Here is a 26,081-nt window from a genome sequence, read left to right as displayed (position 1 = left end):
GCGTCTCGCAAGGTACATTTCATGAGCAACAGAAGGAGCGAAAGAATGAGCACCTCAGTTTGCATTGAAAGGAATGCCGCGATGGGCGGAACGGTTACGGTCGCCGCAGTTGGCATCACGATTTTGGCCTGGGCGTCGGCGTTTCCAGCGATACGGGCGGGTCTGCATGGGTTTGGGCCAGGAGAGTTGGGCGCGATGCGTTTTGCAATAGCGGCCGTGCCGGCTGCGATTTATCTGCTGGTCACGCGGCCCGCTTTGCCAGCGCGCGGGGAGATGTGGCGATTTCTTTATGGCGGTGTGTTCTTCGTGGGCGGCTACACGATATTGCTGAATATGGGCGAGATGACCGTATCCGCCGGCGCGGCAAGCTTCATCATCAATGTCGCCCCGATTATCACGGCGGCGATGGCTATGGTGCTGCTGGGCGAGCGGTTTCCGGTGTTGGCATGGGTAGGGACGTTTGTTTCGTTCGGCGGGATTGGGCTGATCGCGCTGGGTGAGGGCGGCGGCATGAGTATTGATCGCGGCGCTTTGCTTATTCTTGGAGGTGCGCTGTGTGCGGCGACTTCGACGATTGTGCAGAAGCCACTGTTCAAGAACCATCAGCCGCTGACGATTGCCGCGTGGAACATGATACTGGGCGCGGCTGTGCTGTCACCATTTCTGCCGAATGCGATTTTTGAGGCGCAGGCTGCAAGCTCGCAGGCTCTTGGCGCGGCGCTGTATCTTGGGTTCATTCCAAGCCTCGTTGCCTATGCGAGCTGGGCGGTTGCGCTGTCTCGCCTACCGGCAAGCCGGGCAAGCAACTATCTTTATTGCATTCCGCCAGTTTCGACCGCGCTTGGCTTTGTGTGGCTTGGTGAAGTGCCGACGACGCTGGGAATTATCGGTGGTGTGCTGGCGATGGGGGGCGTTGCGATTGCCAATCTGAGCCGGGCCAGAGCTTAGGGCTGGTCAGCTACGTGGAACAGACGCGGAGCGGCCGCAACAAGTTGCTGGCCGATCTGCGTTTGAGGGGCGGCAATGATGCTCTGCGTGGGGCCAATCTCCGCGATACGTCCCGCGTCCAGAATGGCGGTGCGGTGCGCGATGGCGCGGATCATGCCGAGATCATGCGCGATGAACAGATAGCTGATGCCTTGCTCGCGCTGGAGATCGAGCAGCAATTCCAGAAGGTCGATGCGGATGGAGGCGTCTACGGCAGAGAGCGCTTCATCCAACACGATCAGCGCGGGACGGCTGGCAAGGGCACGGGCGATGGCGACGCGTTGGCGCTGGCCGCCGGAGAGTTCGTGAATGGAGCGGTCGAATAAGCCGGGAGAGAGGCCGACGCGTTCGAGCAGATGGCGGACTTCATGCGCGCGCTGCGGTTTGGGCAGGATGTCGAACGTGTTGAGCGGATCGAGCAGGGCAGACGCGACGGTGGCGCGCGGGTTAAAAGAGGAATTGGTGTCCTGAAAGACCATCTGGATGTGGCGGCGGCGGGCGCGCAATGCGCTACCGCTATGGCGCGTGAGGTCTTCGCCCATGAAGTCGATGCGACCGGCGTCCGGCTCGATGAGGCGCATGACCATGCGCGCGACGGTCGATTTACCGCTGCCGGATAGCCCGGCAAGTGCAAGTGTTTCGCCTGCTGCAAGATCGAACGAGACTTTATCCACGGCACGAGTGCCGCCGAAGGATTTGGCGAGGTCGTGAACCGAAAGAAGCGGCGCGGTCATTGCGCAGGCTCGCGCTGTGTTTCGAGAAGGGTGGGGCCTTCAAGCGCGAGATGCGAAGCGACGAGGCTGGCGACATAAGGATGGCGCGGGTGTTCGATGATTTCGCGCGGCGTGCCAGCTTCGAGTATGCGGCCATTGCGCATGACGACGAGGCGGTCGGCGAGTGTGCTGGCGAGCGCGAGGTCATGCGTGATGAAGAGCAGGCTTGATCCGGTATCTGCTGTGAGTCGGCTAAGCAGTCGCACGATGCCAGCCTGAACGATGGTGTCGAGCGCGCTCGTGGCTTCGTCCGCGATGAGAAGACGGGGCTGACCTGCAAGTGCGCAGGCGATTGCAACGCGCTGCTTTTGTCCGCCGGAGAGTTGGTGCGGATAGCGGGCGGCAATGATTTCAGGATCGGGGAAACCAACGCGCGCGAGCAGTTCCGGGACGTCGAGTTGAGATTGTTTGCCGCGAAGAACGCGGAGGATTTCCGCAAGCTGCGCGCCGATGCGCATAACGGGATCAAGACTACCGGCGGGGTCTTGAAATACGTAACCGATATCGGTGCCCTTGCGCGGCACAGTGTCGGTCTGCTGCCAGCGGATGGAACCGGAGACGCGAGCGGTACGCGGAAGCAGACCAGCGATGGCCAATGCGAGCGTGCTTTTGCCGGATCCGCTTTCGCCGATCAGGCCGACGCGTTCACCAGCGGCGACGGTGAGATTGGCTTCGTGCAGCGCGGGGGTTGTGCCGTCATAGCTGACGGTCAGCTTGGTGATTTCGAGCAGCGGAGTCATGCGTAGCTCCGCTTGCTGAGCCGGGCTTTGGCGGCTCCCTCGCCAAGCAGATAGACGGCCAGCACCGCGACGACCAAGGCAATGCCCGGAATGATCGAGAGATAGGAAGCGCTGCGCAGCACGGTACGGCCTTCTGCAATCATGCCGCCCCATGTGATGCGGTTGGGGTCCCCCAGACCGAGAAATGAAAGTGCTGCTTCGATGAGGATGGCGCTTGCAACGATGACAGAGGACAGCGCGAGCACCGGCGGCAGCGCGTTTGGCAGGATTTCGCGAAACGCAATTTCGAGCGGACGCTTGCCGACGACGCGGGCGGCGGCGACATAATCCTTTTCGCGGATAGAAAGCACCTCTGCGCGTGCAACGCGGGCAGGAGCAGGCCACGCGCCGAGCGCGATGGCAAAGACAACAGACGCAAGCGTGGGGCCGATGACGCTGACAAAGGCCAGCGCGAGAAGGAACGCCGGAACAGTCTGGAAGGCTTCGGTGATGCGCATGAGAACTTCGTCAGCGACGCGACCACCAAAGCCAGCGATTGTGCCGATTACCGCGCCGATGCAAAGTGCCGACAATGCGGCGGCGAGGCCCACGAGCAGCGATGTTTGCGCGCCGTGAACGAGTTGAGCAAGGACGTCGCGGCCAAGGCGATCTGTGCCGAGCGGCAGAGCGCTTTCCTGAAAAGGGGGCAGCAGGGGTTGCCCGACGATCGCCATGGGATCACCCGGAAAAAGCACCGGAGCAAGCAGGGCAAGCACGATGAGTGGCAGCAGCATTGCGAGACCGGCGCGGGCTTCGCCTGTTGAGAGAAACCGCCGCAGACTGGTCATAGCGTTTCTCCGCTGGCGCCGATGCGAGGGTCCAGCCACGCGTAGAGCAGATCGACAATGAGGTTCACGGCGATGACGAATACGGCGCTGACCAGAATGATGCCGAGCAGAAGCGGCGTGTCGCGCTGGGCGACGGCTTCCTGTGTCAGCCGACCCAGGCCGGGAACAGCGAAAACGCTTTCGATGACCACCGAGCCGCCGAGCATGACAGCGGCCTGTACTCCAAGCATAGTGACGAGCGGCAGCAGCGCGTTGCGGGCGACATGGCGAACGATGCGGAAATGACCGAAGCCACGCGCGATGAGCGCTCGCACGAAATCCTCACGCCAGATCTCTGCCATGCTGGCGCGCATGACGCGCATGTAGAGCGCCATATAGACCAGACCGAGGGCAGTGACTGGCAAGGCAAGATGGCTGGCGATATCCAGCGCGCGGCTGATGCCGGTCTTGCTTGATGCGATTGTTTCGAAGCCGGAGAGGGGAAACCAGCGAAGGTTCACCGCGAAGACGACGCTGAGGACAAGACCAAGCCAGAAGCTGGGCATGGCATAGAGCGCAAGCGAACCCGCGGACAGGATGCGGTCGCGTATGCTTCCCGGTCGCGCGCCTGCAATAATGCCGAGGAGAGTGCCGAGCGCGAAGGAAAGCGCGGTGGCGGAGCCCATGAGTAGCAGGGTGCGCGGCAAGCGTTCCATGATGACGTCCAGCACAGGCCGTGAAAAGCTGATCGACCAGCCGAGGTCGCCGTGTGCCAAACGTGAAACAAAGAGGCCGAAGCGGGCCGCCGCGGATTGGTTCAGCCCCCACGATTCGCGAAGCGCGGTGATCATCGTGGCGTCGCCTCCGGTCGAGGCGATGTAGGCATCAACCGCGTCGCCGGGGGCGAGTTCCAACAGCAGGAACGTGCCGGCGACTACGATTGCCAGTACGGGAATTGCGCCCAGCAGTCTGCGTGCGACCAGACGAAGGGCTCGCTGCATCGCCAGGCGTATCAGGCCAGAAGCATCAGGAATCGATCGCCGTGTCGGCCCAATTGGACACTGCCCAACGGGGATTGTTCGACACGTTTTTGACCGACCAGCGGCTGACGGTGATGAAGTTCCACTCCACCACATTTATCAGCGGCAGATCGTCAACTACCCTGCGCTGGAACTCCTGATAGAGCGCGATGCGGGCTTGCTCATCCAGCGTGACGGCGGCGCGGTCAATCAGATTGTCCAGTTCTGAATTTACGTAGCCACCCTGATTGGAGAACGGCACGCCATCAGGTGTCCCGCTGCGCACGAGGATGGTGGTGGAAATAGCCGGGTCGCCACGGAAGACAGGAGGCGCGATGGCAAGGTCGAAATCATGGTCGGTGTAGACGGCCTTTTGATGCCCTGCGGCGTCATTGCTGACAAGCTGCGCATCAATGCCGATTTCCGCCAGCGCCTGGCGCAGATAATCACCGAACTGCTTCGTCTCGTTGAAATAGGGCGCGGGCAAAAGCCTCAAGCTGAAGCGGCGGCCGTTGGTGTCGCGGCGATAACCAGCCTCGTCAAGCAAGGCATTGGCCTTGGCGACGTCGTAAGGATAGGACGGCACATCGGATGTATAGAACTGCGTGTCGTTGCGCGGGACCGGCCCAGTGGATGCAGTTGCATGGCCGAGGAATATTGTGCGCACGACGTAGTCACGGTCGATTGCGTGAGCGATGGCGCGGCGCACCTTCAGGTCGGCCAGTTCCTTGCGGCGATGGTTGATCTCAACGATAAGCTGATAGGTCAGCGCCTCATAGCCGGTGGTTACGACAGCGATGCCCTCGATCTTGGACACGCGATCCAGATCAGCTAACGGCACTGCTGAGAAGGCGGCGAGCTGGATTTCATCGGCCTCAATGGCGTTGGCCGCCGCCGCGCGGTCTGGCAGCACGCGATAGAGAATTTCGTCGAGCTTCGGCAAATCCTTCTGCCAGTAGTTCTCGTTGCGCACGAGCTTGTAATATTCGCCGGGCTTGTGTTCGCCGAAACGGAACGGACCGGTGCCGATGGGTGCGGTGTTGGCCGGGTTTTCAGCGATGTCGCCAGTCTCATAAATGTGCTTCGGCACTACGCTGGTGAGCGCAGGCAGCGCGTTGCGGACAAGCTGGAATGGCGTCGGCTTTGAGAAACGGAAAATTGCGGTTGTTTCGTCGGGCGTTTCGACGCTTTCAAGATCCTTGAATACGATACGCCCAAGGTTCTGGAGTGGCTTCCAGATTTGCATTGCGGAGAATGCGACGTCAGCGGACGTGAAAGGCTTTCCATCGTGCCAGGTGACACCGCTTCGCAGTTTGAAGGTGGCACTCAAGCCATCTTCGGAGCCTGACCAGCCCACGGCGAGCCGGGGCGCGAGGCCGTTTGGCCCATCATAGGAGGCTTCTGCCAACGGCTCGACAATTTTGCTGGAAACGAAGAACACGCCGTTGGATGCAATCATAGCCGGGTTGAGATTGCGCGGTTCTGAATCGGCTGCGACAATCAACCGGCGTGCCGCATCCTGTGCAAATGCGAGCTTAGGGGCAAAGCCGGCAGCGGCGACCATAGCCGCGCCCTGCAACAATTCTCGTCTGGTTGTCGAAATCACTCTCATCGCTCTTCTTTCCCCTTCGCATCTGGGGGGCTCATATGGGCGGAACGTCCGCAGCCTGCGGATCAAATAGCACTCACTTCAGCAACAGAAAAGAATAAGGCACAGTCTGTGCCAAACGTTCATTCCTACAGCCTCATCGTGGCGCAAAACATTTGCCGCGCCAACTGCCTGAATAACATGAAATGCGGCAGATAGATGGACCAATCCGAATTGCTTTGCTTATGACACGTGAAAAGATTTTCCGGCTTTCGCGGGGGAAGCGGAATTCATATGCAAAACTTGCTCTCCATGCCCGTTCGGTGGCAAACGGACACACAAACAAGAAGATGCGACCGATGAACAAGCCAGAAAGCCCTGTACTCCTTGCCGTTATTGGCGCCGCGCACGGCATAAAGGGTGAACTGCGCGTCAAGAGTTTTACCGGCGACCCTGCGGCGCTGGGTGACTATGGCCCATTATTCGACAAGGCGGGGCGTGCTTTCGCGATCGAATCGATCCGTCCACAGCAAGATGTTGTGGTTGTTCGGTTCAAGGGGGTTGCAGATCGCACTGAGGCCGAGCGGCTGAATGGCACTGAGCTTTTCGTGGACAGGTCACGCCTGCCACTGACTGACGAAGAAGAATTTTATCACGAAGATCTCGTGGGCCTGGCGGTGCGTGACGAAAGCGGCGCGACTATCGGCAAGGTTACGGCGGTGCAGAATTTTGGCGGCGGCGATGTGCTGGAGTTGCGCGTTCATGGTCGTAAGGGCGTGCTGATCCCCTTTTCGCATGCGGCAGTGCCGGAGATTTTTGTCGGCGAGGGCTATATCCGGATCGATACAGTTGCTGCGGGACTGATAGACGCTGACGATTCCGACGATGAAGGTGAGCCGCATAGCCTGAAAGTGCGTAGCCGAAACCGTGGTCCCAAAGAAGCCGGAGGCAACAGGTGAGCGGATTTCGCGCAACCGTGCTGACACTCTATCCGGAAATGTTTCCGGGTGCGCTTGGTGTTTCCCTGGCTGGCCGTGCGATGCAGGCGGGTAGCTGGTCGCTGGATGCCGTGCAAATTCGCGATTTCGCGACGGATCGACATAGGACCGTGGATGATACGCCGGCCGGGGGTGGGGCGGGAATGGTGATGCGAGCCGATGTGCTCGCCCGCGCGATTGATCATGCCGCGCCTGCCGGAGATGCGAGGCCGAAGCTGCTGATGAGCCCGCGCGGCAAGCCGCTGACCCAGGCGCGAGTGCGCGAACTGGCCGATGGGCCGGGGGCCGTGATTCTCTGCGGGCGGTTTGAAGGTGTAGATCAACGTTTGATTGAGGCGCGGCAATTGGAAGAGGTTTCCATCGGCGATTACATTCTCTCCGGCGGTGAACCTGCCGCACTGGTGCTGCTGGATGCGGTGGTGCGCCTGCTGCCGGGGGTGATGGGAAATGAAGAATCCGGCGTGCAGGAAAGCTTTGAGAATGGCCTGCTGGAGCATCCGCACTACACACGACCAGCGGAATTCGAAGGGCGAACGATCCCTGAAATACTGACCTCGGGCAATCACGCGCGCATTGCCGCCTGGCGACACGCGGAGTCCGAGCGGTTGACGGCGGAGCGGCGCCCGGACCTGCTTCAGCCGGTTACGAAATAATAAACCGCAAGCAGGATGCCCACGACGATGACGAAAGCGCGCATGATGCTTTGCGGCATTCGTTTCGCTGCCCAGACACCGGAATAGCCGCCGAGCGCGACCGCCGGGATCATGACGATGGCCTCCGGCCACGCCACCACACCGCCGACAACGAACACGATGATGGCGATGGCGGCGATGACAATTGCGAGCATGTTCTTGAGCGCGTTCAGGCGGTGGTAGTCGCCGCTCTGGGTCAGGCCGAGCGTTGCGAGCATCATGACGCCCATGCCTGCACCAAAGAACCCGCCATAGACGGAGGTGATGAACTGGACGACCGCGCCAACGAATATGCCAGCGGATGGCTGTGCGCCCGGCTTTGGCTTTGGCTTGAGCCAAGGGCCAGCGGCAAAAAGCGCGGTAGCCGCAACCAGCAGCCAAGGCACCATCGACCGGAACGAAGGGTTATCCAGCGCGAGCAGGATCATGGCGCCCGCAAACGCGCCGAGCGCGGAGACGAAGCACAGAAGCAACGCCTCACGCCAGAATGTCTTTATATCGGTCCAATAGGCGAGCGTTGAAGTGACGTAGCCGGGAAACTGCGTGATCGAAGATGTAGCGTTCGCCACGATGGGCGGCACACCCGTTACAGAAAGGGCGCCGAATGTGAGAAAGGTGCCGCCACCTGCGACCGCGTTGACCATGCCAGCCGCATAACCCGCGACAAACAACAAAACAGCGTCGAAAATGCTCAATGAAATCTCCCCCGCACACGTTCCGAGCGTGTAAAGCCCTATTGCACAAGCTGCAAGGGTAGATGATTCGACAAAATTGCCGCTAAAGACGTGACAAAGTCATAAATCTCGTGTATCGCCCGGCCCGAAATCGGACAAAAAGTCCGGTCCCGTCAATGATGACGGTGAATTCGCTCCTGCTGGACCATTCGTGGAAAGGCATAGCCGAACGGTGATTGCACTGGTTGGCAAGCGTTGGGCGCTCTGACTGTCGGAAGAACAAGAAGTGGATTTGTAAGATGGACATCATCCGTCAGCTTGAGGCCGAACAGGCTGCCCGTATCGAAGCCAAGCGCAAGCTTCCAGAATTCCAGCCCGGCGACACCGTTCGCGTTCAGGTGCGCGTTACTGAAGGTACGCGTACCCGCGTGCAGGCCTATGAAGGCGTTTGCATCGCTCGTTCGGGTGCTGGCATCAATGAGAGCTTCACCGTTCGCAAGATTTCCTATGGCGAAGGCGTGGAGCGCGTTTTCCCGGTTTACTCGCCGCTGGTTGAAGGCGTTGAGATCGTTCGTCGCGGTAAGGTGCGTCGCGCCAAGCTGTACTATCTGCGCGATCGTCGCGGCAAGTCTGCACGTATCACTGAAAACACCGGCGTTCGCGCCCGCAAGCTGAACGACGCCGAGCGCGCCGCAGTGCAGCAGGAGCAGGCTCGCATTGAGGCCGAGAAGGTTGCAGCCGCTGAGGCGCTGGCCGTTGAGAAGGCCGCTCAGGATGCGGCTGAAAAGAAGGCAGCTGAAGCAGCAGCCGCTGCTGCCGAATAATTCGGTTTTTTATGGTTTTGAAAGAAGCGGCCTTCGGGCCGCTTTTTTTATGCGCGAAAACGGCTTGACGAACATTAAATCGTGTGCGATTAGTTTGTGCGCGATTTAAATGAAGGATAAGCGATATGTCTGCTCTTTATACTGCGCATGCGCATGTAACCGGTGGCCGCAATGGTCACGGCAAGACCGATGACGGCCTTCTGGAAGTGAATCTGGCTGTGCCGAAAGCAATGGGTGGTGCAGGTGGCGCGACGAACCCGGAGCAGCTCTTCGCAATTGGCTATGCGGCGTGCTTTGAGGGTGCGCTGCAGCTTGTAGCGCGGCGAGCAAAAGCGACCTTGCAGGATGCGTCGATCAATTCCAGCGTTTCGTTATTGCCGCAGGGTGAAGGCTTCAAGCTGGGCGTCGCGCTGGAAGTGCTGACCAAGGGTGTTGACCAGGCGACCGCCGAACAACTCGTCGCGGCGGCGCATCAGGTTTGCCCATACTCCAACGCGGTGCGCGGCAATATCGATGTCGCGCTGAGCGTGAAGGCCTCTTAAGAAAACAGGATCGACGACAGCTTGCGGCGCGCTGAAAGCGTCGCATCGTCGGTCGGTCCCCATGCTTCGAAAAGCTTGAGCAATTGCGCGCGCGCGCCGTCGTCATTCCAGGTGCGGTCTGCCTTGAAGATCGCAAGCAGGTTGTCGGCGGCGGCTTCGCGTTCGCCATGCGCATTCTGGATCAACGCAAGATCAAAGCGCGCCTGATGGTCTTTCGGGTTTTCGGCAAGGCGCTGTTCAAGCGCGCTCGCGTCACCCAGAGATTCAGCTTCCTCGGAAAGTGCAAGGCGGGCGCGAAGGGCCGCGATGGGTGCCGCGTCGGACTTTGCGGGTGGCACGGATTCCAGCAATTTCTTGAGACCTTCGACGTCTTTCGCATCGAACAGAATTTCGCCGAGGCCGGCCAGAGCATCGACCGATTCGGGATCCTGCTGGAGAATCATCTGATAGATCTGTGATGCGGTTTCTGTATCGCCTGCAGCCCGCGCCTCGGTAGCAGCGGCGAGCGCTTCCTCTAGCTCAGCCTTGGCGCTGTCGCCGCCGAGTTTTTTGATAAATGCGTCAATCTGGCTTTCCGGCACTGCGCCCATGAAGCCATCGACGGGCTGGCCGTTTTTGAAGGCGATAACGGCAGGAATGGACTGAATGCCAAGCTGCCCGGCCACGGACGGGTGATCGTCAATGTTCATCTTGACCAGCTTCACTGCGCCGCGAGCGGCCAATACAGCCTTTTCCAGAACGGGCGTGAGTTGCTTGCATGGTCCGCACCACGGAGCCCAGAAATCCACCAGCACCGGCTGATTGCGCGATTCCTGAATGACGTCGGCGGTGAAGCCGGCAGTCGTGGTGTCCTTGATGAGATCGCCCGGCGTGCCGACGCTCGGTGTGGGCGCGCTTTGGGCAGGCGTGCTCTGGACGTTGGTGGTGTATTGAGGCGCGTTCATCGTGTAGCCGCTGCCTGCTCCGTAGGATCTGTCCTGACCGCTCATGGAACTCAGCCTTTCTGTTTGGTTGGCCGGGATGTGGAGATCCCGCCTAGAGTTTCAAGACCTGCGCCTCATGTCCGGTCGCTTTCACGAACTGTAAGAGGTCGTCCGACTTGATGGAAGTGGTTGCCGTGTTGACCAGCGGATGCACATTCACGACCTCGCTTTGCAGCAGATCGGCAGCGATGAACGGCGTCACGCGATGGCCGGTATCGTTGATGAGGCCCATGATGGAGACGGAACCCGGAACCACGCCGAGCAACTCCATAAGCGCTTCGGGTTTGCCGAACGACACCTTGCCGGCCGCGCCGATGACGTGATGGATCGTTTTGAGATCGACGCTCGCCGTTTCCTCCACAGTGAGAAGGAAGAAATTGTCCTTCTTGTCCTTGAGGAACAGGTTCTTGGTATGCGCGCCCGCAATCTGGCCGCGCAGTTCCTGTGATTCGGCAACCGTGTGGAGAGCCGGGTGCTCGAAAGTGGTCACCTGGATGCCGTGATCGGCCAGGAAGGCGAAAAGTTGTTCAGGTGTTGCCGGCATTTGAAGTCCCTTATGCCTCGCGGTCTAAGCAAACAGGCCGCAGGAAACAAGGAAAATCAATGAAACCAGCGCCATGAAAATAGGTCGAATTATCGTGAGATTCCCTGTTGCAATGTTACGGCTCTTCGGCCATATAGGCGCGGCTTGCGGCGGCAACGTCGCACGAGCGGGTGTAGCTCAGGGGTAGAGCATAACCTTGCCAAGGTTAGGGTCGAGCGTTCGAATCGCTTCACCCGCTCCAAATTCCTTCACAGGAACAAGCATTTAAAGCGGCTGCCTTCGGGTGGCCGTTTTGCTTTTTGCGGCGTGTCGCCGCCATATCGCCACGCCGTTGGAAGTTTGGCCGTCCGAGCCAAATGTCTTGCTGACAGACATATTCGGCGCTCGGGTTTTCCGCGCTGACCTGCTCGTGATATGGTTCCTGGTGGCGATGCATGGTGTTTATGGAAATGGGGCTTATTTCTTTGCAGCGTGTTCTCGGCGGGGATGAGAGCATCTCGCTTGCGGCAAAGAAAAAGATGACCGGAGCGGCACCGCAAATGCGAGTGCCCCAGCCACCACGGGCGAGAAGATCATGACGATTGGTAGCGTGGCACTCAAGCCGCAGGCGCCGACCACAGGCCTTGCCGAACTGTCACCCGCCTATTTCGGGCTGGTAATGGCCACCGGCATCGTCTCGCTGGCGGCCTTCATGATGGAACACCAGACGCTTGCGATGGCACTGTTCTATCTCAATATCGGGCAGTATGTCGTGCTGTGCATACTTTTTGCCTTACGAGCGTGGCGTTATCCGCGCCGTTTCTTCGGCGACATGGTAGCCCACCTGACTGGGCCTGGTTACTTCACCACCGTAGCCGGCACGGGCATCCTTGCCAGTCAGTTCATGGTGTTAAAAGAGAACCTCATGATCGGTCGTGGCTTGTGGCTGCTGGCTGTCGTTTTGTGGATATGCCTGACCTACACGATCTTCACTGCCTTCACCGTTCGCCAGGAAAAACCCACCCTCGACAAGGGCATCACCGGTAGCTGGCTGCTGGCGGTAGTTGCAACCCAGTCGGTGTCGGTATCCAGCGCATTGCTGGCGGCACGCATCGACCAGCCCTACCGGCTTGAACTCAATCTTGTGGCGTTGTCGATGTGGCTGTGGGGAGGCATGCTCTACATCTGGATGATGTCGCTGATCTTCTACCGCTATGCCTTTTTCCGCTTCTCTCCCGGCGATCTGGCGCCGCCTTACTGGATCAATATGGGAGCTATGGCGATTTCCACCCTTGCCGGCTCATTGCTGATCCTGAATGCGCCACATGCGCCCTATCTGTCGTCGCTGCTTCCATTCCTGAAGGGGTTCACCCTCTTCTACTGGGCAACCGGAACATGGTGGATTCCAATGCTGCTACTGCTCGGCATTTGGCGCCACGGCTATCGGCGATTTCCGTTTAGCTACGATCCGCTCTACTGGGGCGCTGTATTCCCGCTCGGCATGTATGCTGCTTGTACCTTGCAGATGGATCGCGCCATGCAATTCGGCTTTCTTACCGCGTTGCCGCGCATCTTTCTCTATATCGCTCTAACTGCCTGGATCATCACCTTCTTCGGCATGGTGCGCGCAATAGTCCGCAACCTTAAAGGCGTGAATACGTGAAAGCGGATGACACCGCGCAGCAGGCGATGTTCTCAACGTCATCGCTCACTCAGGGCACGCCTAAGGGACAACCTGCGTGGCGACAACTGCAACGCAGTCGCCGCTCTGGGTCAGGCCGGGGAAGTGTCGTGCGATCAGCATTCCTGAAATCCGCGCTTTGACTTCGACGGGGTCGGTTCCCGTCCGTCCGACGGGCCAGATGCGTGCTACCGTGCTGCCTGCTGCAACTGGCTCACCCAGATCAACCATCGGCTCCACCATGCCGTCATTCTCGGCAAAGGAGAAACAGCCTTCCGGCATGTCGAGCCACTGCGTCGGTGAAGTTTCGACCGCTCCGCGCAGGATTCCTGCGTGTTTGAGCACATTGGCGACACCCAGGCGGGCGATGCGAACGGTTTCAGCACGCGCAGTGCCGCCGCCGCCAAGTTCTGTGGTGACGAAAATCTTTCCCATATCTTCGGCGGCGGTATCGTACATGCCAACGGCGTCAATCTCCGTCATGCGCATGGAATATGGTGCGCCGAATGCCTCGACAGCAGCGAAGGTCTCCGCCTCCTTCTTCTTGTCGGGCAGTATGTGGCCCGCGCAGAATGGCAGGAAATCAAGTGTTTTTCCGCCGGAATGGAAATCGAGCACGATGTCGGCACGAGGCAGCAATTCGCGTTGGAAGAAGTCGGCGATCTTCTGCGTTACCGAGCCATCGGGAGCGCCGGGGAAGGCGCGGTTCATGTTGCCCTTGTCGATGGGGGAAGTTCGCGTTCCGGCACGGAATGCCGGATAGTTCATCGCGGGCACGATGATGACCGTGCCCGATACATCCTTTGCGGCCAGGTTGCGTGCGAGATCGAACAACGCCAGCGGTCCTTCATATTCATCGCCGTGGTTGCCGCCGGTAAGCAGTGCAGTTGGACCTGAGCCGTTTCTCACGACGCATATGGGGATCATCACGGAGCCCCAGGCCGAATCGTCGCGGCTATAGGGCAGGCGAAGGTGGCCGTGATGGACACCTTCTGCGTCGAGTGGAATGGTTGGCGAAATTGGATTGGCCTTCATGATCGATTAGTCCTTCACGAAGAGCTTTCGCGGAACGTTCGCGAGGCATTCGACACCCGTATCCGTGATCAGGATCGACTCGGTTATCTCCAAACCCATCGTTTCCAGCCATAGTCCCGTCATGAAATGGAAGGTCATGCCGGGCTTGAGTTCGGAACGGTCGCCGGGGCGCAGGCTCATGGTGCGCTCGCCCCAATCGGGCGGATAGGAAACGCCGATCGGATAGCCGGTGCGATTGTCCTTTACGATGCCGTATTTCTTCAGGACCGCGAAGAAACCGTTGGCGATATCCTCGCAGGTGTTGCCGGGCTTAGCGGCCGCGAGGCCCGCCTCCATGCCTTCGAGTGTCGCCTTTTCCGCATCGAGAAAGGCCTGCGTCGGCTTACCCAGAAAGACGGTGCGCGACAGCGGCACGTGGTAGCGATTGTAGCAGCCCGCAATCTCGAAGAAGGTGCCTTCGCCGCGCTTCATGGGTTTGTCGTCCCATGTCAGGTGGGGGGCCGAAGCGTCCGCCCCCGAAGGCAGCAGCGGGACGATTGCGGGATAATCGCCGCCCGCGCCGTCAACGCCGCGCGTTCCTGCATCATATATTTCCGCTACGAGATCGCATTTTCTCATGCCGACCTCGATCTTGTCGAAAATGCGCTGGTGCATGGCTTCCACGATTCGGGCGGCCTTGCGCATGTAGTCGATTTCGGTGGGGCTTTTCACGGCGCGCTGCCAGTTTACCAGCGCGGTGGCGTCCACGAATCTGGCGTTAGGCAAGTGGCGCTGGAGGGACGCGAAAGCGGCAGCGGAAAACCAGTAATTGTCCATCTCGACGCCAATGGTGAGCTTGTCCCAGCCGCGCTCGGCGATCACTTGAGAAAGGTAGTCCATCGGGTGGCGCTCGGTGGACTGAACGTAGTGATCAGCATAGCCGATGATGTTGTCATGGTTGAGGTAGGCGGTGCGCTTCGCGCCATTGGCGTCCTGGCCACGGCCATACCAGACAGGTTCGCCATCCGGCGGAACCAGAACTGCCTGATGAACATAGAACGACCAACCGTCATAGCCGGTAAGCCAGTTCATGTTTGACGGATCGGAGCAGATGAGCAGGTCTACGCCCCTGGCTTGCATGGCGCGGCGCGTCTTTGCGAGACGGTCGGCAAATTCCGCACGGGTGAATTTCAGATTGGGTTCGACCATTTCATTTCCTCGTCATGGGCGGGTGCGCCCCTCAATTCAACTTTCGAAAGGTGTGCCTGCGCCAACGGTTCGGGCGCGGTCGCGGGCGAGCGTTGCAATTGCTGTGTCCTGCACGCCGGTTCCCGTCAGATCCGCTATCGTCAGGTCGCGGGCACTCAGCCGGCCCGCGATCTTTCCGGCGACGACCGCGCCGAGTTCTGCTGTGTCTGCATCCGCATTGATGAGCCCGGCCGCAATGGCGTGATGTAGTTCGCCCAGCCGGCGCGTCTGCTTCGCGCTGTCCGCGACATAGAGGTCAGCGTGGGTGATGGCCGCAGGCGCGATCTCGTTCTTGTGTTCGGAATCGGATCCCATCGCAGTCAGGTGCTGGCCGGGTGCAAGGTGCTCGGCCTTGATGATCGGCTCGGTTGCCGGGGTGGTGGTGACAATGATGTCGGCACCGGCGACAGCGCGCGCGACGTCGGATGCGGCCTCGACCTTGATCCCAAGTTTTTCGCTGAGGTCGGAAGCGGCTTGTAGAGCCTTGCCTGCGTCGCGTGCCCAGATGCGGGCGGTTTCGATGGGCCGCACGAGCTTGAGCGCTTCCAGTTGAAGCCGCGCCTGAACGCCTGCGCCGATAATTGCGGCAACGGATGAATCCGACCGCGACAGGTGCTTGGCCGCAACGGCTCCGGCGGCAGCTGTGCGGATATCGGTCAAGTAGCCATTGTCGAGGAGTAGCGCTTCGACGAGGCCGGTTTTCGACGACAGCAGCACCATCATGCCGTTGAGGGAAGGCAGGCCGAGCTTCGGATTGTCGAAGAAGCCGGGGCTGATCTTGATCGCGAAACCGTCGATGCCTGGGACATAGGCGGTCTTGACGTCGACCTCGCCGCGATGTTCGGGAATGTCTAGACGCAGGATCGGCGGCATGGCGACAGCTTCGGTCGCCAGCGCGCGGAATGCGTTTTCCACAGCGGCGACCGCGTCCAGATCGAGCCGGACGATCTTGCGCAGATCGGCCTCGGTGAGAATGGTCATGCGCGGCATCAGGCTGCCCTTCCATTCCGTTGGGTGTCGAGCCGTTCGAATTCAGTTGCGTCGCCGTCCACGATCTTGCGGTGCAGCGTCATGTCGATGTTTCGTCCGGAAACGAGTGTGACTATCGGGCCTTGCGCGTTGATTTTCCCGGCAAGCAACGCCGCCACGCCGACCGCGCCGGCGCCTTCGGCTATTTCGCGTTCGACTGCGTAGAGATGGCGAATACCGGCGGCTATTTCGCTTTCCGACAGCAGCACGATATCGTCGAGGAGGTTCCGGCAAATGGAGAAGGTCAGGCGATTGTCCAGACCGATCCCACCGCCGAGCGAATCCGCCAGCGTGGGCAGCTCCGTGACGTTCACCGGGTGGCCCGCGTCGATGCTTGCTTTCATCGCCGCGCCGCGCGCCATGGAAATGCCGATGACGCGCGTGTCTGGATTGAGCGCCTTGACCGCGGTGGCAATGCCGGCAGCCAGACCGCCGCCCGACAGTTGCACCAATACCGTCGTTGCATCCGGCACGGCCTCGATCATTTCGAGGCCGAGCGTTCCTTGCCCGGCAATGACGTGCGGGTCGTCGAATGGCGGCACCATCGAAAGCCCGCTCTCTCTTGCGAGCCTTTCGGCTTCTTCCTGCGCGTCGTCCTGACTGTCACCGACAATACGGATTTCGGCTCCCAACCGCTCGATTTCAGCGAGCTTGTTGGCGGGCACCAGAGATGACATGCAGATCACCGCGCGAATGCCTTCCAGCTTCGCAGCATAAGCCAGCGCCCTGCCGTGGTTGCCGGTTGAAGCTGTAACGACGCCTTTGCCGCGGGCCGTTGCACTGAGTTGCGCAATGGCGTTCGATGCGCCGCGCAGCTTGAAGCTGCCGGTCGTCTGGCGGCTTTCCAGCTTGAGATGGACCGGCAATCCCATGCGCTCGGTCAGGCTGGGAGAGAGAGCCATATCCGTTCGCGAAATGCGCCCGGCGATGCGGCGTGCCGCATCCTTTATGTCGGCAAGTGTGGGGGTCATGGCGATGGCAGCGCCTGTTCCATCAGTCGCCCAAGTTTCGGCGTGAAGGCCGTTTCGCCGCAAAGGCGCAGGCACATCCATGCCGTTGCCAGATTGCTGCTGACCACCGGACGTCCGATGGCGGCCTCGATCTGCGGCACCGCCACGGCGGCGCGCACGGCTGTGCAGGAAATGAACAAGGCATCGGAATCCGGGTGCGTCGCCTCGCGCGCAAGGTCAACCAGCGCATCGGGCTTGATGCGAGCCATCTCACGGTCGTCGTCGAACCCGAGGCAGGTGAATCGGTCGATATGGAAACCTTCGCCCGTCAGGTAGTTCGCCATCGGTCGGCTCGTCTCTATCGTGTAGGGGGTAAGTACGCTGATGCGTTGCGCGCCCAATACCTTTAGTCCGGTTGTCACTGCGTGAGTTGGCGTAATAACCGGCACACCGGGCTTTGACTTGTGCAGGGCGCGTTCGACTTCGCTCTCGCCGATGACTGCGGAAGCGGAGGTGCAGGAATAGCAAATCGCGTCGAGCGTTTCGTTTGGCAGGATGAGCGATGCGGCCTCTGTGAGCGATGGCAACATACGCCGCAAATTCTCCGGCGTTGTGGGATTGGCGTAAGCGATACGGGCGACATAGACGCCGATGCGGTCGCTGGCGACCATGCGCTGGAAATCTGGCTCGGTGGTGTGGTCGGTCGCAAGGATCACCAGACCCACGCGTTTTGCCAAAGGACGATCATCAAGGGCTGGACGCTCGGCGCGAAGCTCGATTTCCACTGGCGGACTTGCATGTGCGGTCATCGTTCGATCCTTCCGTAGCGTTGTTCGAGCCAGCGGAGCACGACAACGGAGATCAGGCTGATGGTCAGGAAAAATACGCCGACGAGCGTGATTGGCTCGATGTAGCGATAGTAAGTGTTCGCGACGCTTTTTGCCTGATTCATCAGTTCCAGCACTGTGATTGCGGAAAGCAGCGGCGTTTCCTTGAACATGGCGATGAAGTAATTGGCCAGCGCCGGCATCATGGGCGGAATGGCTTGCGGCAGTATGATGCGCGTCCATGTCTGGCGGGCGGTCAGGTTGCAGGCTTTTGCAGCCTCCCACTGGCCGCGCGGCACGTTGTCGATTCCAGCGCGATAGACTTCCGCGGTGTAGGTTCCATAGTGCAGGCCGAGGCCGATAACACCTGCCACCAGGGGCGGCAGGAGGATGCCGATGTCCGGCAATACGTAGAAGATGAAATAGAGCTGGACCAGCAGCGGGGTGCCACGAATGAATTCAGCGATGAAGCCGGTTGTCGTCGAAACCAGCCTGTTTGGTGAACGGCGCAGCAGCGCGATGGCGAGCCCAACGAAAACAGCCAGGACCGAGCCAAGCAATGTCGCGATGATGGTGATTTTTACGCCCTGAAGCAGGGTCGGAAAAATTTGCCAGACGAAGTTCCAATCCCATTCCATCAGGTGCGCACTCCATCGAGGCCGCGCGCCATGTGCCTTTCGAGTGCCCGCACACCGAAGGAAATCAACAAAGCGAAGACGAAATAGAGGAACAGGATCGTCGCAAAGGGAATGAGCGTGCTGCCCGTCTGCGAACGCACAATATTAGCCTGAAAGGTCATGTCGGCGAGCGAGATCAGCGAGACGACGGAGGTCGCCTTGAGCAACTCGATGGCGTTGTTGCCGAAGGTAGGCAGCATGACCAGAAGCGCCTGCGGCAGGATCACCTTTCGCATGCATTGCCACCGCGACAGGTTGAGCGCGGTACAGGCTTCATATTGCTCCCGGCCGACCGACAGGATCGCACCGCGCACCACTTCAGCGGCGTATGCGCCGACATTCAGACCAAGGGCCAGAACGCCAGCCTGAAGCGGCGTCAGCGAAATTCCCATGAAGGGCAGCACGAAATAGGCGAAGAAAAGCTGCACGAAAATCGACGTGCCGCGAAAAAACTCGATATAGGCGGTTGCCAGCCAGCGCAGGATCGCAAAGCGCGAAATGCGACCGAGGCCAGCGATGAACGCGACGATCAGCGCGAGGATGGAGCCCATCACAGTGAGTTGCACCGTGACGACGGCGCCTTGCAGGATGAGACTGAGATAACCGGACCAGTCGATCATGAATGGCTTGGTTCCGTGTTGCGGAAAATGCGAGCGGGCAGAACGAGGCGGCATGCGCTTCCTCGTTCTGCCGCCGATTAAGGTTATTTAGCTGCGCAGAGCTTTTCCATCGTCGTGGACATGGCCGCGGCAGCGGAGAAGCCGTAAGGCTCGATGATCTTGGCGAATTCACCGGATTTCTTCAGCTTCGCCAACTCGACGTTGAAGGCATCGCGCAGGGCCTCGTCGCCTTTCTTGAATGCCGCGCCGTCGCAATAGACCGGCGCGCCTTCGACTGGCGCGATCACCTCGAGATTCGGGTCGTTCGCCTTCTTGATAAGGTCGTTGATGGAAAGAACCGGCAGCGAATAGGCGTCTATGCGGCCGTCCTGAACCATTTTCAGGCCGCTTTGCCCGTCTGGAACCACGACGACGCGGTCACGCGGAACGCCCGCTTCGAGCGCGAGCTTTTCCTCCGTACCGCCGCCCGGCGCGCCTACGGTTGCAGACGTGTCCTTGGCAATGTCGCCATAGGATTTGAAGCCTTTCGGATTGCCCTTCTTTACAAGGAGGGCTTCCGCGTCGCACAGGACCGGCTCGGAGTAGGCGACCGCTGCGCAGCGCTCCGGCTTCATGAACAGGCCCGCGGTGACAACGTCAAAACGCCCTGCCTGCAGGCCGGGGATCATTGCGCCATATTCGGAGATCGAGGCGACGATGTCCGGCACGCCAAGATGCTGGAAGATCACACGAGCGACGTCCGGAGCTGCGCCTGATACCTTGCCGTCTGCTGCGACGGCCGTGTAGGGCGGCTCATTCGCGATTGCGACGCGCGCAAAGCCCTGAGCGCGCAACTGTTCCAGCTTGGCGTCATCTTGCGCGGTGGACGGCATTGTGACGGCAATGATGGCGGCGACGGCGGCGGCGCCCATCCCACCCAGAATTGCAAATTTCTTCATTGTTCCCGGCTCCTTCGGAGTTGTTTTCAGTTTTACAGCGGGTGCGGTCCTCCCAGACCGCGCTACATGCGGTCAGACGCGATGCCCGGCCGCGATGATCTTGCGCAGGAAAGTCTGCGTCCTCTCCTGCTTGGGATGACGGAAAATATCATCGGGCTTGCCTTCCTCGACGATCCGTCCGCGATCGAAGAAAAGTACGCGGTCGGCAAAGTCGTGCGCGAAGCCCATTTCATGCGTGACCAGAAGCATGGTCATGTCGGTTTCAGCCGCCAGCTTGCGCATGACGTTCAGGACTTCCTCAACCAGTTCGGGATCGAGTGCCGACGTGACTTCGTCAAACAGCATGATCTTTGGCGAGAGCGCGAGAGCCCGAGCGATCGCCACACGCTGCTTCTGCCCGCCTGACAATTGCGAGGGCATGGCATCTGCCTTGGCCGACATGCCCACCATGTCGAGCAATTCCATCGCCCGCTTACGGGCATCAGCGCGCGAGACGCCTTTCGTCAGGATCGGAGCAAGCGTGACATTGTCGAGTACGCTCATATGCGGAAACAGATTGAAGAGCTGAAACACCATGCCGATCTTCTGACGCATCTTGGTCAGGTGCTTCTCATCAGCGGGCGCGAGGCCGCCGTTCTTCGACATGTGATAAAGTTCCTCGCCCTCGATGCGAATATGTCCGCCATCGATGCGCTCCAGCGTCATGAGAATACGCAGGATGGTCGTCTTGCCCGACCCCGATGGCCCGATCAGCGCAAGCTTCTCGCCCGGCATTACCTGCATCGAGAGCTGATCCAGCACCTGGAAGGCGCCAAAGCTCTTGCTGATGCTTTCGATCTCGATGATCGGCGCGGCCATTCAGAACCTTTCCCACATAGTCATGGCTAAACGATGTGAGAAGCTTTAAATCATGTCAATTCGGAAAATAAAATCATGACAATTTAGTCGGAATGCCCGAGTTTCGGTATAGCGCGGCTAAATCGCCAGCAACAGATGTTCCGCCTCGCTGATCAGGAGACGAGAGATGACGCCGAGTCCTGCGCGCAGTTCGTTTTCCGTTGTTGAGCCCAGCGACACGCGCACTGCGGGCCGCCAAGGGGCATCGGACGTACGGAAGGACATGCCCGGCGCAATTGCCACGCCCTGAAGACGTGCCTGCGCGACGAACCCGTCTTCCGCGCGGTTGTCGGGCAGTGGAATCCAGATGTGCAGAGCGCGCTCATGGGTGAGATAGGACCCTTCGCCCATCACCTCGCGGACTATGGCCTGACGGCGCAGGAGAGCGTCGCGCTGCCATTCGACCAGCCGGATCGCCGTGCCGTCGGTCACCCATTTTGTTGCAATTTCGGCGACCATGGGCGTTGCCATCCAGTTTGAAACGAGATGCCTGTTGGCGACGGCGGCGACATAGCGGTCGGGCGCCACGAGGTAACCGATGCGCAGGCCCGGAACGGTGTTCTTGGTAAAGCTGGTGTAATAGAGCGTGCGTTCCGGTGCGATGGCTGCAATTGGTGAAAGGCCAGCATCGACAAGCGGGCCAAGCACGTCGCCCTCGATAATGGCGAGATCGTGCTTGCGGGCTACGTCCACAAGGTCGCTGCGCCGCTGGCTGCCCATCAGCATTGCGGTTGGATTTATGACCGATGGCTGCACGAAAATCGCGCGGATGTCGGACCCTTGGCAGGCCTGATCCAGGGCTTGCGGGAGGATGCCTTCCTTGTCCACCGGGAGGCCGTGCAAATGAAAGCCGAGATATGTTGATAGCGGTATGAGCGTGTGGTGGCCGAGCGCTTCGGTGGCAACGGTAGAACCGGGCGGCGCAACGCTCATGAGCGCGACGGTCATGGCGGCGGTTGCGCCGTTGGTGACGCTGATATTTTGCGCGGGAACGTTGAGGCCGCATAATTTGAGCCATTCCGTGGCCGCAGCCCGGTGGCGCGGGAAAACGACATTTGGCCTGAAGGACAGGCCCGAACTTGACGGAAGATTGGAGCCGAGCCAGGTCAACGCGCCTTTCAACTCTTCAAGATGCATCGGCTCGCAGACCGGTTTCAGGATGGAAAGGTCGATCAGCTCGCCAAGGCGCTCGGGCAGGTATGGTGGCTCGACCTCACGCCGCATGGTCTGAACGAAGCTGCCGCGGCCGATCTCGCCCGAAACCAGATCACGCCGAATAAGCTCCTCATAGGCTCGGCTCACTGTCTGGACCGATAGACCGAGATCATAGGCGAGCTTGCGGTGCGGCGGCAGACGCGTGCCGTGTGGCAGGTGCCCATCGTGGATGGCGCGCGCGATCTGATCGGCCAGAGACAGGTAGGCTGGGCGACGGATGAGCGTTGGATCGGGTTGCCAGATTGTCATGATTGAGTAGAGCCTGAATTCAGTGCAATTGACAATGGGGCTTAGTAGCCCTCATCTGGAATAAACGGAATGTCATGAACAAAATGGCTGGCATCAAACTCGACAGCATTGACGTGAAGATACTCGACGCCGTGCAGCATGACGGGCGAATTACCAAGCTCGCGCTGGCCGAAAAGGTTGGCCTGTCTGCCACACCTGCGTGGCTGCGGCTCCGCAGGTTGGAAAAGGCCGGGATCGTCCGTGGCTATCGCGCTGAGATCGACCTGCGCGCGGTCGCGCCAATTACCACGGTGCTGGTCGAGGTTACGCTTGGCAGCCATAGACAAGCTGATTTTGATCGCTTCGAGCGCACCATTCGTGACATTCCAGAAATCGTCGCCTGCTGGTCGGTGGGTGGCGGGATAGATTACATGCTCAAGGTGACCGCGCGCGACATCGATGCCTATCAGCGGCTGATCGACCGGCTGCTGGCGTCTGAAATCGGCATCGACCGCTACTTCACCTATATCGTTACGCGGGTTGTGAAGGACCGGGCCTTATCCGCCCAAATCCTCGCCGAATAGACCATCTCTCTATTCAGGCCGCCGCGTTTAGCCCGAATGAGGGTTGGGCGCGCATGATTTGGGCTCTGTCTCTCAGTGTTGCGGACTAGCATTCCCGCAAATGGGAGATCTGCACGCATGAGCGCCAAACTCGCTACGATTGCGCATCGCAACGAGCTCGACGGTTTGTCGGACCGCAGGTTGCTGCGCGAGCTGGCCTATATCGACGGCAAATGGACTGCCGACGGCGCGGCCTCTACCTTTCCCGTTATCAATCCGGCGGACGGTGGGACGATTGCGCAGGTTGCTTCGCTGTGTGTGCGGGCGACGAGTGGGGCAATAGAGGCTGCATCGCGTGCGTTTGCGGGCTGGCAAAGCCTGCTGCCGCAGGAGCGCGCGGCGATCTTGCGCAAATGGTTCGAGCTTATAATCGAGGCAAAGGACGATCTGGCGCTCATCATGACGATTGAGCAGGGCAAGCCGCTGAAAGAGTCGCGCGGCGAGATCGACTACGCGGCATCGTTTGTCGAGTGGTATGCGGAAGAGGCAAAGCGCCTTAATGCGGAAGGGATCACGAGCCACCTTGCAGGGGCTGCGATGCTGGTGCAGCGCGAGCCGGTGGGCGTGGTGGGCGTGGTCACGCCGTGGAACTTTCCGGCTGCCATGCTGACGCGAAAAGCCGCTGCCGCTCTGGCCGCGGGATGCACGATTGTTGCGCACCCGTCTTCCGAAACGCCGCTTACTGCGCTGGCATTGGCGGAACTTGGCGAGCGGGCGGGCCTGCCGGCCGGCGTGTTCAACGTGATAACCGGCGATGCGGCCACCATCGTGGGATGCATGTGCGAAGACCGGCGCGTGCGTGCAATGAGCTTCACCGGTTCCACCGAAATCGGCCGCCGGATCGCGGAACAATGTGCGCCGACAATGAAGCGGTTGGTGATGGAATTGGGTGGTCACGCACCGCTTATTGTTTTTGACGATGCGGATATTGAGCGGGTAGTTCAGATCGCGCTCGATGCGAAATTCGCAACCTCTGGACAGGATTGCCTGGCCGCCAATCGCATCTTTGTGCAGCGCTCAATCTACGCCAAGTTCTGTGGGGCGTTCGCTGCGCGTGTCGCCGGCCTGACGCTCGGCGCAGGTCTGGACGACCCGGATATAGGTCCGCTGATGCACGAACGCGCCGTCTCAAAAGTCGAGGAGCATGTTGCAGATGCGTTGGCGAAGGGCGCCAGGTGCCTGACCGGAGGAAAACGCAGCCATCCGGGCGCTCTGTTTTATGAACCCACCGTGCTCGCGGATGTGACGGCAGATGCGCTCATCATGCACGAGGAAACGTTCGGCCCGGTTGCGGCGGTCACGCCTTTCGACACCGAAGACGAGGTGATCGAACGCGCCAACGACACGGAATATGGGCTGGTAGCCTATGTCGTCACCGAAAGTGCCCGCCGCCAGCTCAGAATGGGCAAGGCACTCGCCTACGGCATGGTCGCCGTCAACCGCGTCAAGATTACCGGCGCACCGGTGCCTTTCGGCGGCGTGAAACAATCCGGACTCGGGCGCGAAGGTTCGCGCCACGGAATAGAGGCGTTCACCGACCTCAAATATCTTTGCATCGATGCAGCGTAAGGAAAATCCAATGCTTGACCTGACAAACGAACGCACGGCGTGGGACCGCGACCATTTCTTCCATCCCTCGACCCATATGGGAATGCACGCGCGCGGCGAGTCGCCGACGCGTGTGATGGCGGGCGGGGAGGGTGTGCGCGTGCGCGACATCACAGGCAAGGAAAGCATTGACGCCTTCGCCGGGCTTTACTGCGTGAACGTGGGATATGGCCGGCAGAAGATCGCCGATGCAATTGCGGAGCAGGCTAAGGAACTCGCCTATTATCACGCTTATGTCGGGCATGGCACAGACGCCTCGATCCGTCTTGCCAAGATGATCATCGACCGCGCGCCGCAGGGCATGAGCCGCGTCTATTTCGGCCTTTCGGGTTCGGATGCCAATGAAACCAACATCAAGCTGATCTGGTACTACAACAACATTCTCGGCCGTCCCGAAAAGAAGAAGATCATCTCGCGCTGGCGCGGCTATCACGGATCGGGCGTCATGACCGGCTCGCTGACCGGCCTGCACGTGTTCCACAATGCTTTCGACCTGCCGCGCGCGCCGATCCTGCACACGGAGGCGCCCTATTATTTCCGCCGCGACGATCGCTCGATGAGCGAGGAGCAGTTTTCGCAATATTGTGCGGACAGACTGGAAGAGATGATTCTCGCGGAAGGTCCGGAAACCGTTGCAGCATTTATTGGCGAGCCGATTCTCGGAACGGGCGGCATCGTTCCGCCGCCGGCCGGTTACTGGGAAAAGATCCAGGCCGTGTTGAAGAAATATGACGTGCTGCTCGTCGCTGACGAAGTGGTGACAGGATTTGGACGGCTGGGCACCATGTTCGGTTCGGATCATTATGGCATCAGGCCCGATCTCATCACCATCGCCAAGGGATTGACCTCGGCCTACGCGCCGCTGTCGGGCGTGATCGTTTCCGATAAAGTCTGGCAGGTGTTGGTGCAGGGTTCCGATGAACTCGGCCCAATCGGCCACGGCTGGACCTACTCCGCGCATCCCATCTGCGCTGCTGCGGGCGTGGCCAATCTCGAACTGATCGACGAACTCGGCCTTGTCGAGAACGCCGGAAGCGTAGGCGCATATTTTCGCGCTGGCCTTGCGGATGCTCTTGCGGGCCACAAGCATGTCGGGGAAGTGCGCGGCGATGGGATGCTCGCGGCAATAGAATTTGTCGAGGATAAGGATGACCGCGCGTTCTTCGATGCGTCCAGGAAAGTCGGCCCGCAGGTTGCTGCGGCGTTGCTCGAACGCGGCGTTATTGGACGCGCCATGCCGCAAGGCGACATTCTAGGCTTTGCGCCCCCGCTCTGCCTGACAAAAGAAGATGCAGACACGGTGATTGCGGCCGCGGCGGGTGCTGTGAAGTCGGTGCTGGGATAAGCCCGTGAACGGCGCATTGTCCGATACGACGA

The 26,081-nt window shown here is 60.0% G+C and carries 27 protein-coding genes and 1 tRNA gene; 10 read left to right on the top strand and 18 right to left on the bottom strand.

The genetic code is table 11. From position 1 onward, the window contains the following. Window positions 1-45: 45 nt before the first annotated feature. Window positions 46-948 (top strand): DMT family transporter, encoded by a 903-nt coding sequence (locus DY251_RS05740; RefSeq protein WP_116622908.1) that lies wholly within the window; start codon window positions 46-48, stop codon window positions 946-948. Here the strand turns inward: DY251_RS05740 and DY251_RS05735 are convergent. Genes DY251_RS05735 through DY251_RS05715 form a run of 5 tightly spaced genes read right to left on the bottom strand, consistent with a single transcriptional unit; the run spans window position 945 to window position 5,937 of the window. Beyond that, window positions 945-1,721 carry an ABC transporter ATP-binding protein gene (locus DY251_RS05735; RefSeq protein ID WP_116622907.1) on the bottom strand — a complete coding sequence of 259 codons (777 nt, stop codon included), beginning with the start codon at window positions 1,719-1,721 and terminating at the stop codon, window positions 945-947. The genes DY251_RS05740 and DY251_RS05735 overlap by 4 nt on opposite strands. Continuing rightward, window positions 1,718-2,500, bottom strand: a complete 783-nt coding sequence (locus DY251_RS05730; protein WP_116622906.1) for an ABC transporter ATP-binding protein — start codon at window positions 2,498-2,500, stop codon at window positions 1,718-1,720. Before DY251_RS05730 ends, DY251_RS05735 begins: the two co-directional genes overlap by 4 nt. After that, a complete protein-coding gene (locus tag DY251_RS05725) occupies window positions 2,497-3,327 on the bottom strand; it encodes an ABC transporter permease (RefSeq protein WP_116622905.1) in 831 nt (276 codons plus the stop codon). The genes DY251_RS05730 and DY251_RS05725 overlap by 4 nt, the downstream gene beginning before the upstream one ends. Continuing rightward, entirely contained in the window at window positions 3,324-4,307 is a 984-nt protein-coding gene (locus DY251_RS05720) for an ABC transporter permease (RefSeq protein ID WP_116622904.1), read from the bottom strand. The genes DY251_RS05725 and DY251_RS05720 overlap by 4 nt, the downstream gene beginning before the upstream one ends. 25 nt (window positions 4,308-4,332) lie before the next feature. Beyond that, the gene (locus DY251_RS05715; protein WP_116622903.1) at window positions 4,333-5,937 is read right to left on the bottom strand and encodes an ABC transporter substrate-binding protein; all 1,605 of its coding nucleotides are present in this window, start codon (window positions 5,935-5,937) and stop codon (window positions 4,333-4,335) included. 335 nt (window positions 5,938-6,272) lie between these two features. Between DY251_RS05715 and rimM the strand changes: the two genes are divergently transcribed. Then, window positions 6,273-6,872 (top strand): ribosome maturation factor RimM, encoded by a 600-nt coding sequence (gene rimM / locus DY251_RS05710; RefSeq protein WP_116623129.1) that lies wholly within the window; start codon window positions 6,273-6,275, stop codon window positions 6,870-6,872. Continuing rightward, complete coding sequence (gene trmD, locus DY251_RS05705) at window positions 6,869-7,564, top strand: tRNA (guanosine(37)-N1)-methyltransferase TrmD (protein WP_116622902.1); 696 nt, start codon at window positions 6,869-6,871, stop codon at window positions 7,562-7,564. The genes rimM and trmD overlap by 4 nt, the downstream gene beginning before the upstream one ends. Here the strand turns inward: trmD and DY251_RS05700 are convergent. After that, window positions 7,546-8,298 (bottom strand): sulfite exporter TauE/SafE family protein, encoded by a 753-nt coding sequence (locus DY251_RS05700; protein WP_116622901.1) that lies wholly within the window; start codon window positions 8,296-8,298, stop codon window positions 7,546-7,548. The genes trmD and DY251_RS05700 overlap by 19 nt on opposite strands. 278 nt (window positions 8,299-8,576) lie before the next feature. On the opposite strand from DY251_RS05700, the gene rplS reads away from it, so the two are divergent. Beyond that, window positions 8,577-9,101 carry a 50S ribosomal protein L19 gene (rplS, locus tag DY251_RS05695; protein WP_116622900.1) on the top strand — a complete coding sequence of 175 codons (525 nt, stop codon included), beginning with the start codon at window positions 8,577-8,579 and terminating at the stop codon, window positions 9,099-9,101. Between the two features lie 125 nt (window positions 9,102-9,226). Next, the gene (locus tag DY251_RS05690; protein ID WP_116622899.1) at window positions 9,227-9,643 is read left to right on the top strand and encodes an organic hydroperoxide resistance protein; all 417 of its coding nucleotides are present in this window, start codon (window positions 9,227-9,229) and stop codon (window positions 9,641-9,643) included. Here the strand turns inward: DY251_RS05690 and trxA are convergent. Further along, on the bottom strand, window positions 9,640-10,632 hold the full coding sequence (trxA, locus tag DY251_RS05685) for a thioredoxin (protein ID WP_116622898.1): 993 nt from the start codon (window positions 10,630-10,632) through the stop codon (window positions 9,640-9,642). The genes DY251_RS05690 and trxA overlap by 4 nt on opposite strands. A gap of 46 nt (window positions 10,633-10,678) precedes the next feature. Further along, window positions 10,679-11,170 carry a prolyl-tRNA synthetase associated domain-containing protein gene (locus DY251_RS05680; protein ID WP_116622897.1) on the bottom strand — a complete coding sequence of 164 codons (492 nt, stop codon included), beginning with the start codon at window positions 11,168-11,170 and terminating at the stop codon, window positions 10,679-10,681. 166 nt (window positions 11,171-11,336) lie between these two features. On the opposite strand from DY251_RS05680, the gene DY251_RS05675 reads away from it, so the two are divergent. Beyond that, a tRNA-Gly gene (locus DY251_RS05675) sits at window positions 11,337-11,411 on the top strand. Window positions 11,412-11,744: 333 nt separating this feature from the next. Continuing rightward, complete coding sequence (locus DY251_RS05665; protein ID WP_116622895.1) at window positions 11,745-12,812, top strand: tellurite resistance/C4-dicarboxylate transporter family protein; 1,068 nt, start codon at window positions 11,745-11,747, stop codon at window positions 12,810-12,812. A gap of 60 nt (window positions 12,813-12,872) precedes the next feature. On the opposite strand, the gene doeB is transcribed toward DY251_RS05665, so the two are convergent. From doeB to ehuR, 10 genes are all read right to left on the bottom strand, one after another. Beyond that, window positions 12,873-13,865: a N(2)-acetyl-L-2,4-diaminobutanoate deacetylase DoeB gene (gene doeB, locus DY251_RS05660; protein ID WP_116622894.1), complete on the bottom strand. Its 993-nt coding sequence runs from the start codon at window positions 13,863-13,865 to the stop codon at window positions 12,873-12,875. A gap of 6 nt (window positions 13,866-13,871) precedes the next feature. Beyond that, complete coding sequence (gene doeA / locus DY251_RS05655; RefSeq protein ID WP_116622893.1) at window positions 13,872-15,053, bottom strand: ectoine hydrolase DoeA; 1,182 nt, start codon at window positions 15,051-15,053, stop codon at window positions 13,872-13,874. 36 nt (window positions 15,054-15,089) lie between these two features. Next, on the bottom strand, window positions 15,090-16,082 hold the full coding sequence (eutC, locus tag DY251_RS05650; protein WP_116622892.1) for an ectoine utilization protein EutC: 993 nt from the start codon (window positions 16,080-16,082) through the stop codon (window positions 15,090-15,092). Further along, window positions 16,082-17,092 (bottom strand): hydroxyectoine utilization dehydratase EutB, encoded by a 1,011-nt coding sequence (gene eutB / locus DY251_RS05645; RefSeq protein WP_116622891.1) that lies wholly within the window; start codon window positions 17,090-17,092, stop codon window positions 16,082-16,084. Before eutB ends, eutC begins: the two co-directional genes overlap by 1 nt. Continuing rightward, window positions 17,089-17,880 carry an ectoine utilization protein EutA gene (eutA, locus tag DY251_RS05640; RefSeq protein WP_116622890.1) on the bottom strand — a complete coding sequence of 264 codons (792 nt, stop codon included), beginning with the start codon at window positions 17,878-17,880 and terminating at the stop codon, window positions 17,089-17,091. The genes eutB and eutA overlap by 4 nt, the downstream gene beginning before the upstream one ends. Continuing rightward, window positions 17,877-18,536 (bottom strand): ectoine/hydroxyectoine ABC transporter permease subunit EhuD, encoded by a 660-nt coding sequence (gene ehuD / locus DY251_RS05635; protein ID WP_116622889.1) that lies wholly within the window; start codon window positions 18,534-18,536, stop codon window positions 17,877-17,879. Before ehuD ends, eutA begins: the two co-directional genes overlap by 4 nt. Next, on the bottom strand, window positions 18,536-19,195 hold the full coding sequence (gene ehuC, locus DY251_RS05630) for an ectoine/hydroxyectoine ABC transporter permease subunit EhuC (RefSeq protein ID WP_116622888.1): 660 nt from the start codon (window positions 19,193-19,195) through the stop codon (window positions 18,536-18,538). The genes ehuD and ehuC overlap by 1 nt, the downstream gene beginning before the upstream one ends. 83 nt (window positions 19,196-19,278) lie before the next feature. After that, window positions 19,279-20,106 carry an ectoine/hydroxyectoine ABC transporter substrate-binding protein EhuB gene (gene ehuB, locus DY251_RS05625; protein WP_245415880.1) on the bottom strand — a complete coding sequence of 276 codons (828 nt, stop codon included), beginning with the start codon at window positions 20,104-20,106 and terminating at the stop codon, window positions 19,279-19,281. A gap of 99 nt (window positions 20,107-20,205) precedes the next feature. Continuing rightward, window positions 20,206-20,991, bottom strand: coding sequence for an ectoine/hydroxyectoine ABC transporter ATP-binding protein EhuA (ehuA, locus tag DY251_RS05620; protein ID WP_116622886.1), 786 nt, complete (start codon window positions 20,989-20,991; stop codon window positions 20,206-20,208). Window positions 20,992-21,108: 117 nt separating this feature from the next. Beyond that, window positions 21,109-22,494, bottom strand: coding sequence for a MocR-like ectoine utilization transcription factor EhuR (ehuR, locus tag DY251_RS05615; protein ID WP_116622885.1), 1,386 nt, complete (start codon window positions 22,492-22,494; stop codon window positions 21,109-21,111). Window positions 22,495-22,577: 83 nt separating this feature from the next. Between ehuR and DY251_RS05610 the strand changes: the two genes are divergently transcribed. The 3 genes from DY251_RS05610 (at window position 22,578) to DY251_RS05600 (ending at window position 26,049) form a co-directional block, all read left to right on the top strand. Next, the gene (locus tag DY251_RS05610) at window positions 22,578-23,057 is read left to right on the top strand and encodes an Lrp/AsnC family transcriptional regulator (RefSeq protein WP_116623128.1); all 480 of its coding nucleotides are present in this window, start codon (window positions 22,578-22,580) and stop codon (window positions 23,055-23,057) included. Between the two features lie 117 nt (window positions 23,058-23,174). Beyond that, window positions 23,175-24,665, top strand: coding sequence for an NAD-dependent succinate-semialdehyde dehydrogenase (locus DY251_RS05605; RefSeq protein ID WP_116622884.1), 1,491 nt, complete (start codon window positions 23,175-23,177; stop codon window positions 24,663-24,665). Window positions 24,666-24,675: 10 nt separating this feature from the next. Then, a complete protein-coding gene (locus tag DY251_RS05600) occupies window positions 24,676-26,049 on the top strand; it encodes an aspartate aminotransferase family protein (RefSeq protein WP_116623127.1) in 1,374 nt (457 codons plus the stop codon). The last annotated feature ends 32 nt before the right edge of the window (window positions 26,050-26,081 follow it).

It is taken from the genome of Mesorhizobium denitrificans, from assembly GCF_003403035.1.
GTDB classification, from domain to species: domain Bacteria; phylum Pseudomonadota; class Alphaproteobacteria; order Rhizobiales; family Rhizobiaceae; genus Mesorhizobium_G; species Mesorhizobium_G denitrificans.
This window is presented reverse-complemented; position numbering and strand designations above follow the sequence as displayed.

What these genes read in the sequence shown, in the direction of transcription:
- ehuD (WP_116622889.1), bottom strand. Translation starts at nt 18,536, where the DNA reads ATGGAATGGGATTGGAACTTCGTCTGGCAAATTTTTCCGACCCTGCTT.
- eutB (WP_116622891.1), bottom strand. Translation starts at nt 17,092, where the DNA reads ATGACCCCCACACTTGCCGACATAAAGGATGCGGCACGCCGCATCGCC.
- DY251_RS05730 (WP_116622906.1), bottom strand. Translation starts at nt 2,500, where the DNA reads ATGACTCCGCTGCTCGAAATCACCAAGCTGACCGTCAGCTATGACGGC.
- ehuB (WP_245415880.1), bottom strand. Translation starts at nt 20,106, where the DNA reads ATGGGCGCCGCCGCCGTCGCCGCCATCATTGCCGTCACAATGCCGTCC.
- DY251_RS05690 (WP_116622899.1), top strand. Translation starts at nt 9,227, where the DNA reads ATGTCTGCTCTTTATACTGCGCATGCGCATGTAACCGGTGGCCGCAAT.
- ehuA (WP_116622886.1), bottom strand. Translation starts at nt 20,991, where the DNA reads ATGGCCGCGCCGATCATCGAGATCGAAAGCATCAGCAAGAGCTTTGGC.
- ehuR (WP_116622885.1), bottom strand. Translation starts at nt 22,494, where the DNA reads ATGACAATCTGGCAACCCGATCCAACGCTCATCCGTCGCCCAGCCTAC.
- doeA (WP_116622893.1), bottom strand. Translation starts at nt 15,053, where the DNA reads ATGGTCGAACCCAATCTGAAATTCACCCGTGCGGAATTTGCCGACCGT.
- DY251_RS05600 (WP_116623127.1), top strand. Translation starts at nt 24,676, where the DNA reads ATGCTTGACCTGACAAACGAACGCACGGCGTGGGACCGCGACCATTTC.
- eutC (WP_116622892.1), bottom strand. Translation starts at nt 16,082, where the DNA reads ATGCCGCGCATGACCATTCTCACCGAGGCCGATCTGCGCAAGATCGTC.
- DY251_RS05740 (WP_116622908.1), top strand. Translation starts at nt 46, where the DNA reads ATGAGCACCTCAGTTTGCATTGAAAGGAATGCCGCGATGGGCGGAACG.
- DY251_RS05720 (WP_116622904.1), bottom strand. Translation starts at nt 4,307, where the DNA reads ATGCAGCGAGCCCTTCGTCTGGTCGCACGCAGACTGCTGGGCGCAATT.
- trxA (WP_116622898.1), bottom strand. Translation starts at nt 10,632, where the DNA reads ATGAGCGGTCAGGACAGATCCTACGGAGCAGGCAGCGGCTACACGATG.
- DY251_RS05610 (WP_116623128.1), top strand. Translation starts at nt 22,578, where the DNA reads ATGGCTGGCATCAAACTCGACAGCATTGACGTGAAGATACTCGACGCC.
- DY251_RS05725 (WP_116622905.1), bottom strand. Translation starts at nt 3,327, where the DNA reads ATGACCAGTCTGCGGCGGTTTCTCTCAACAGGCGAAGCCCGCGCCGGT.
- DY251_RS05715 (WP_116622903.1), bottom strand. Translation starts at nt 5,937, where the DNA reads ATGAGAGTGATTTCGACAACCAGACGAGAATTGTTGCAGGGCGCGGCT.
- DY251_RS05665 (WP_116622895.1), top strand. Translation starts at nt 11,745, where the DNA reads ATGACGATTGGTAGCGTGGCACTCAAGCCGCAGGCGCCGACCACAGGC.
- doeB (WP_116622894.1), bottom strand. Translation starts at nt 13,865, where the DNA reads ATGAAGGCCAATCCAATTTCGCCAACCATTCCACTCGACGCAGAAGGT.
- DY251_RS05680 (WP_116622897.1), bottom strand. Translation starts at nt 11,170, where the DNA reads ATGCCGGCAACACCTGAACAACTTTTCGCCTTCCTGGCCGATCACGGC.
- rplS (WP_116622900.1), top strand. Translation starts at nt 8,577, where the DNA reads ATGGACATCATCCGTCAGCTTGAGGCCGAACAGGCTGCCCGTATCGAA.
- eutA (WP_116622890.1), bottom strand. Translation starts at nt 17,880, where the DNA reads ATGACCGCACATGCAAGTCCGCCAGTGGAAATCGAGCTTCGCGCCGAG.
- rimM (WP_116623129.1), top strand. Translation starts at nt 6,273, where the DNA reads ATGAACAAGCCAGAAAGCCCTGTACTCCTTGCCGTTATTGGCGCCGCG.
- DY251_RS05605 (WP_116622884.1), top strand. Translation starts at nt 23,175, where the DNA reads ATGAGCGCCAAACTCGCTACGATTGCGCATCGCAACGAGCTCGACGGT.
- DY251_RS05735 (WP_116622907.1), bottom strand. Translation starts at nt 1,721, where the DNA reads ATGACCGCGCCGCTTCTTTCGGTTCACGACCTCGCCAAATCCTTCGGC.
- ehuC (WP_116622888.1), bottom strand. Translation starts at nt 19,195, where the DNA reads ATGATCGACTGGTCCGGTTATCTCAGTCTCATCCTGCAAGGCGCCGTC.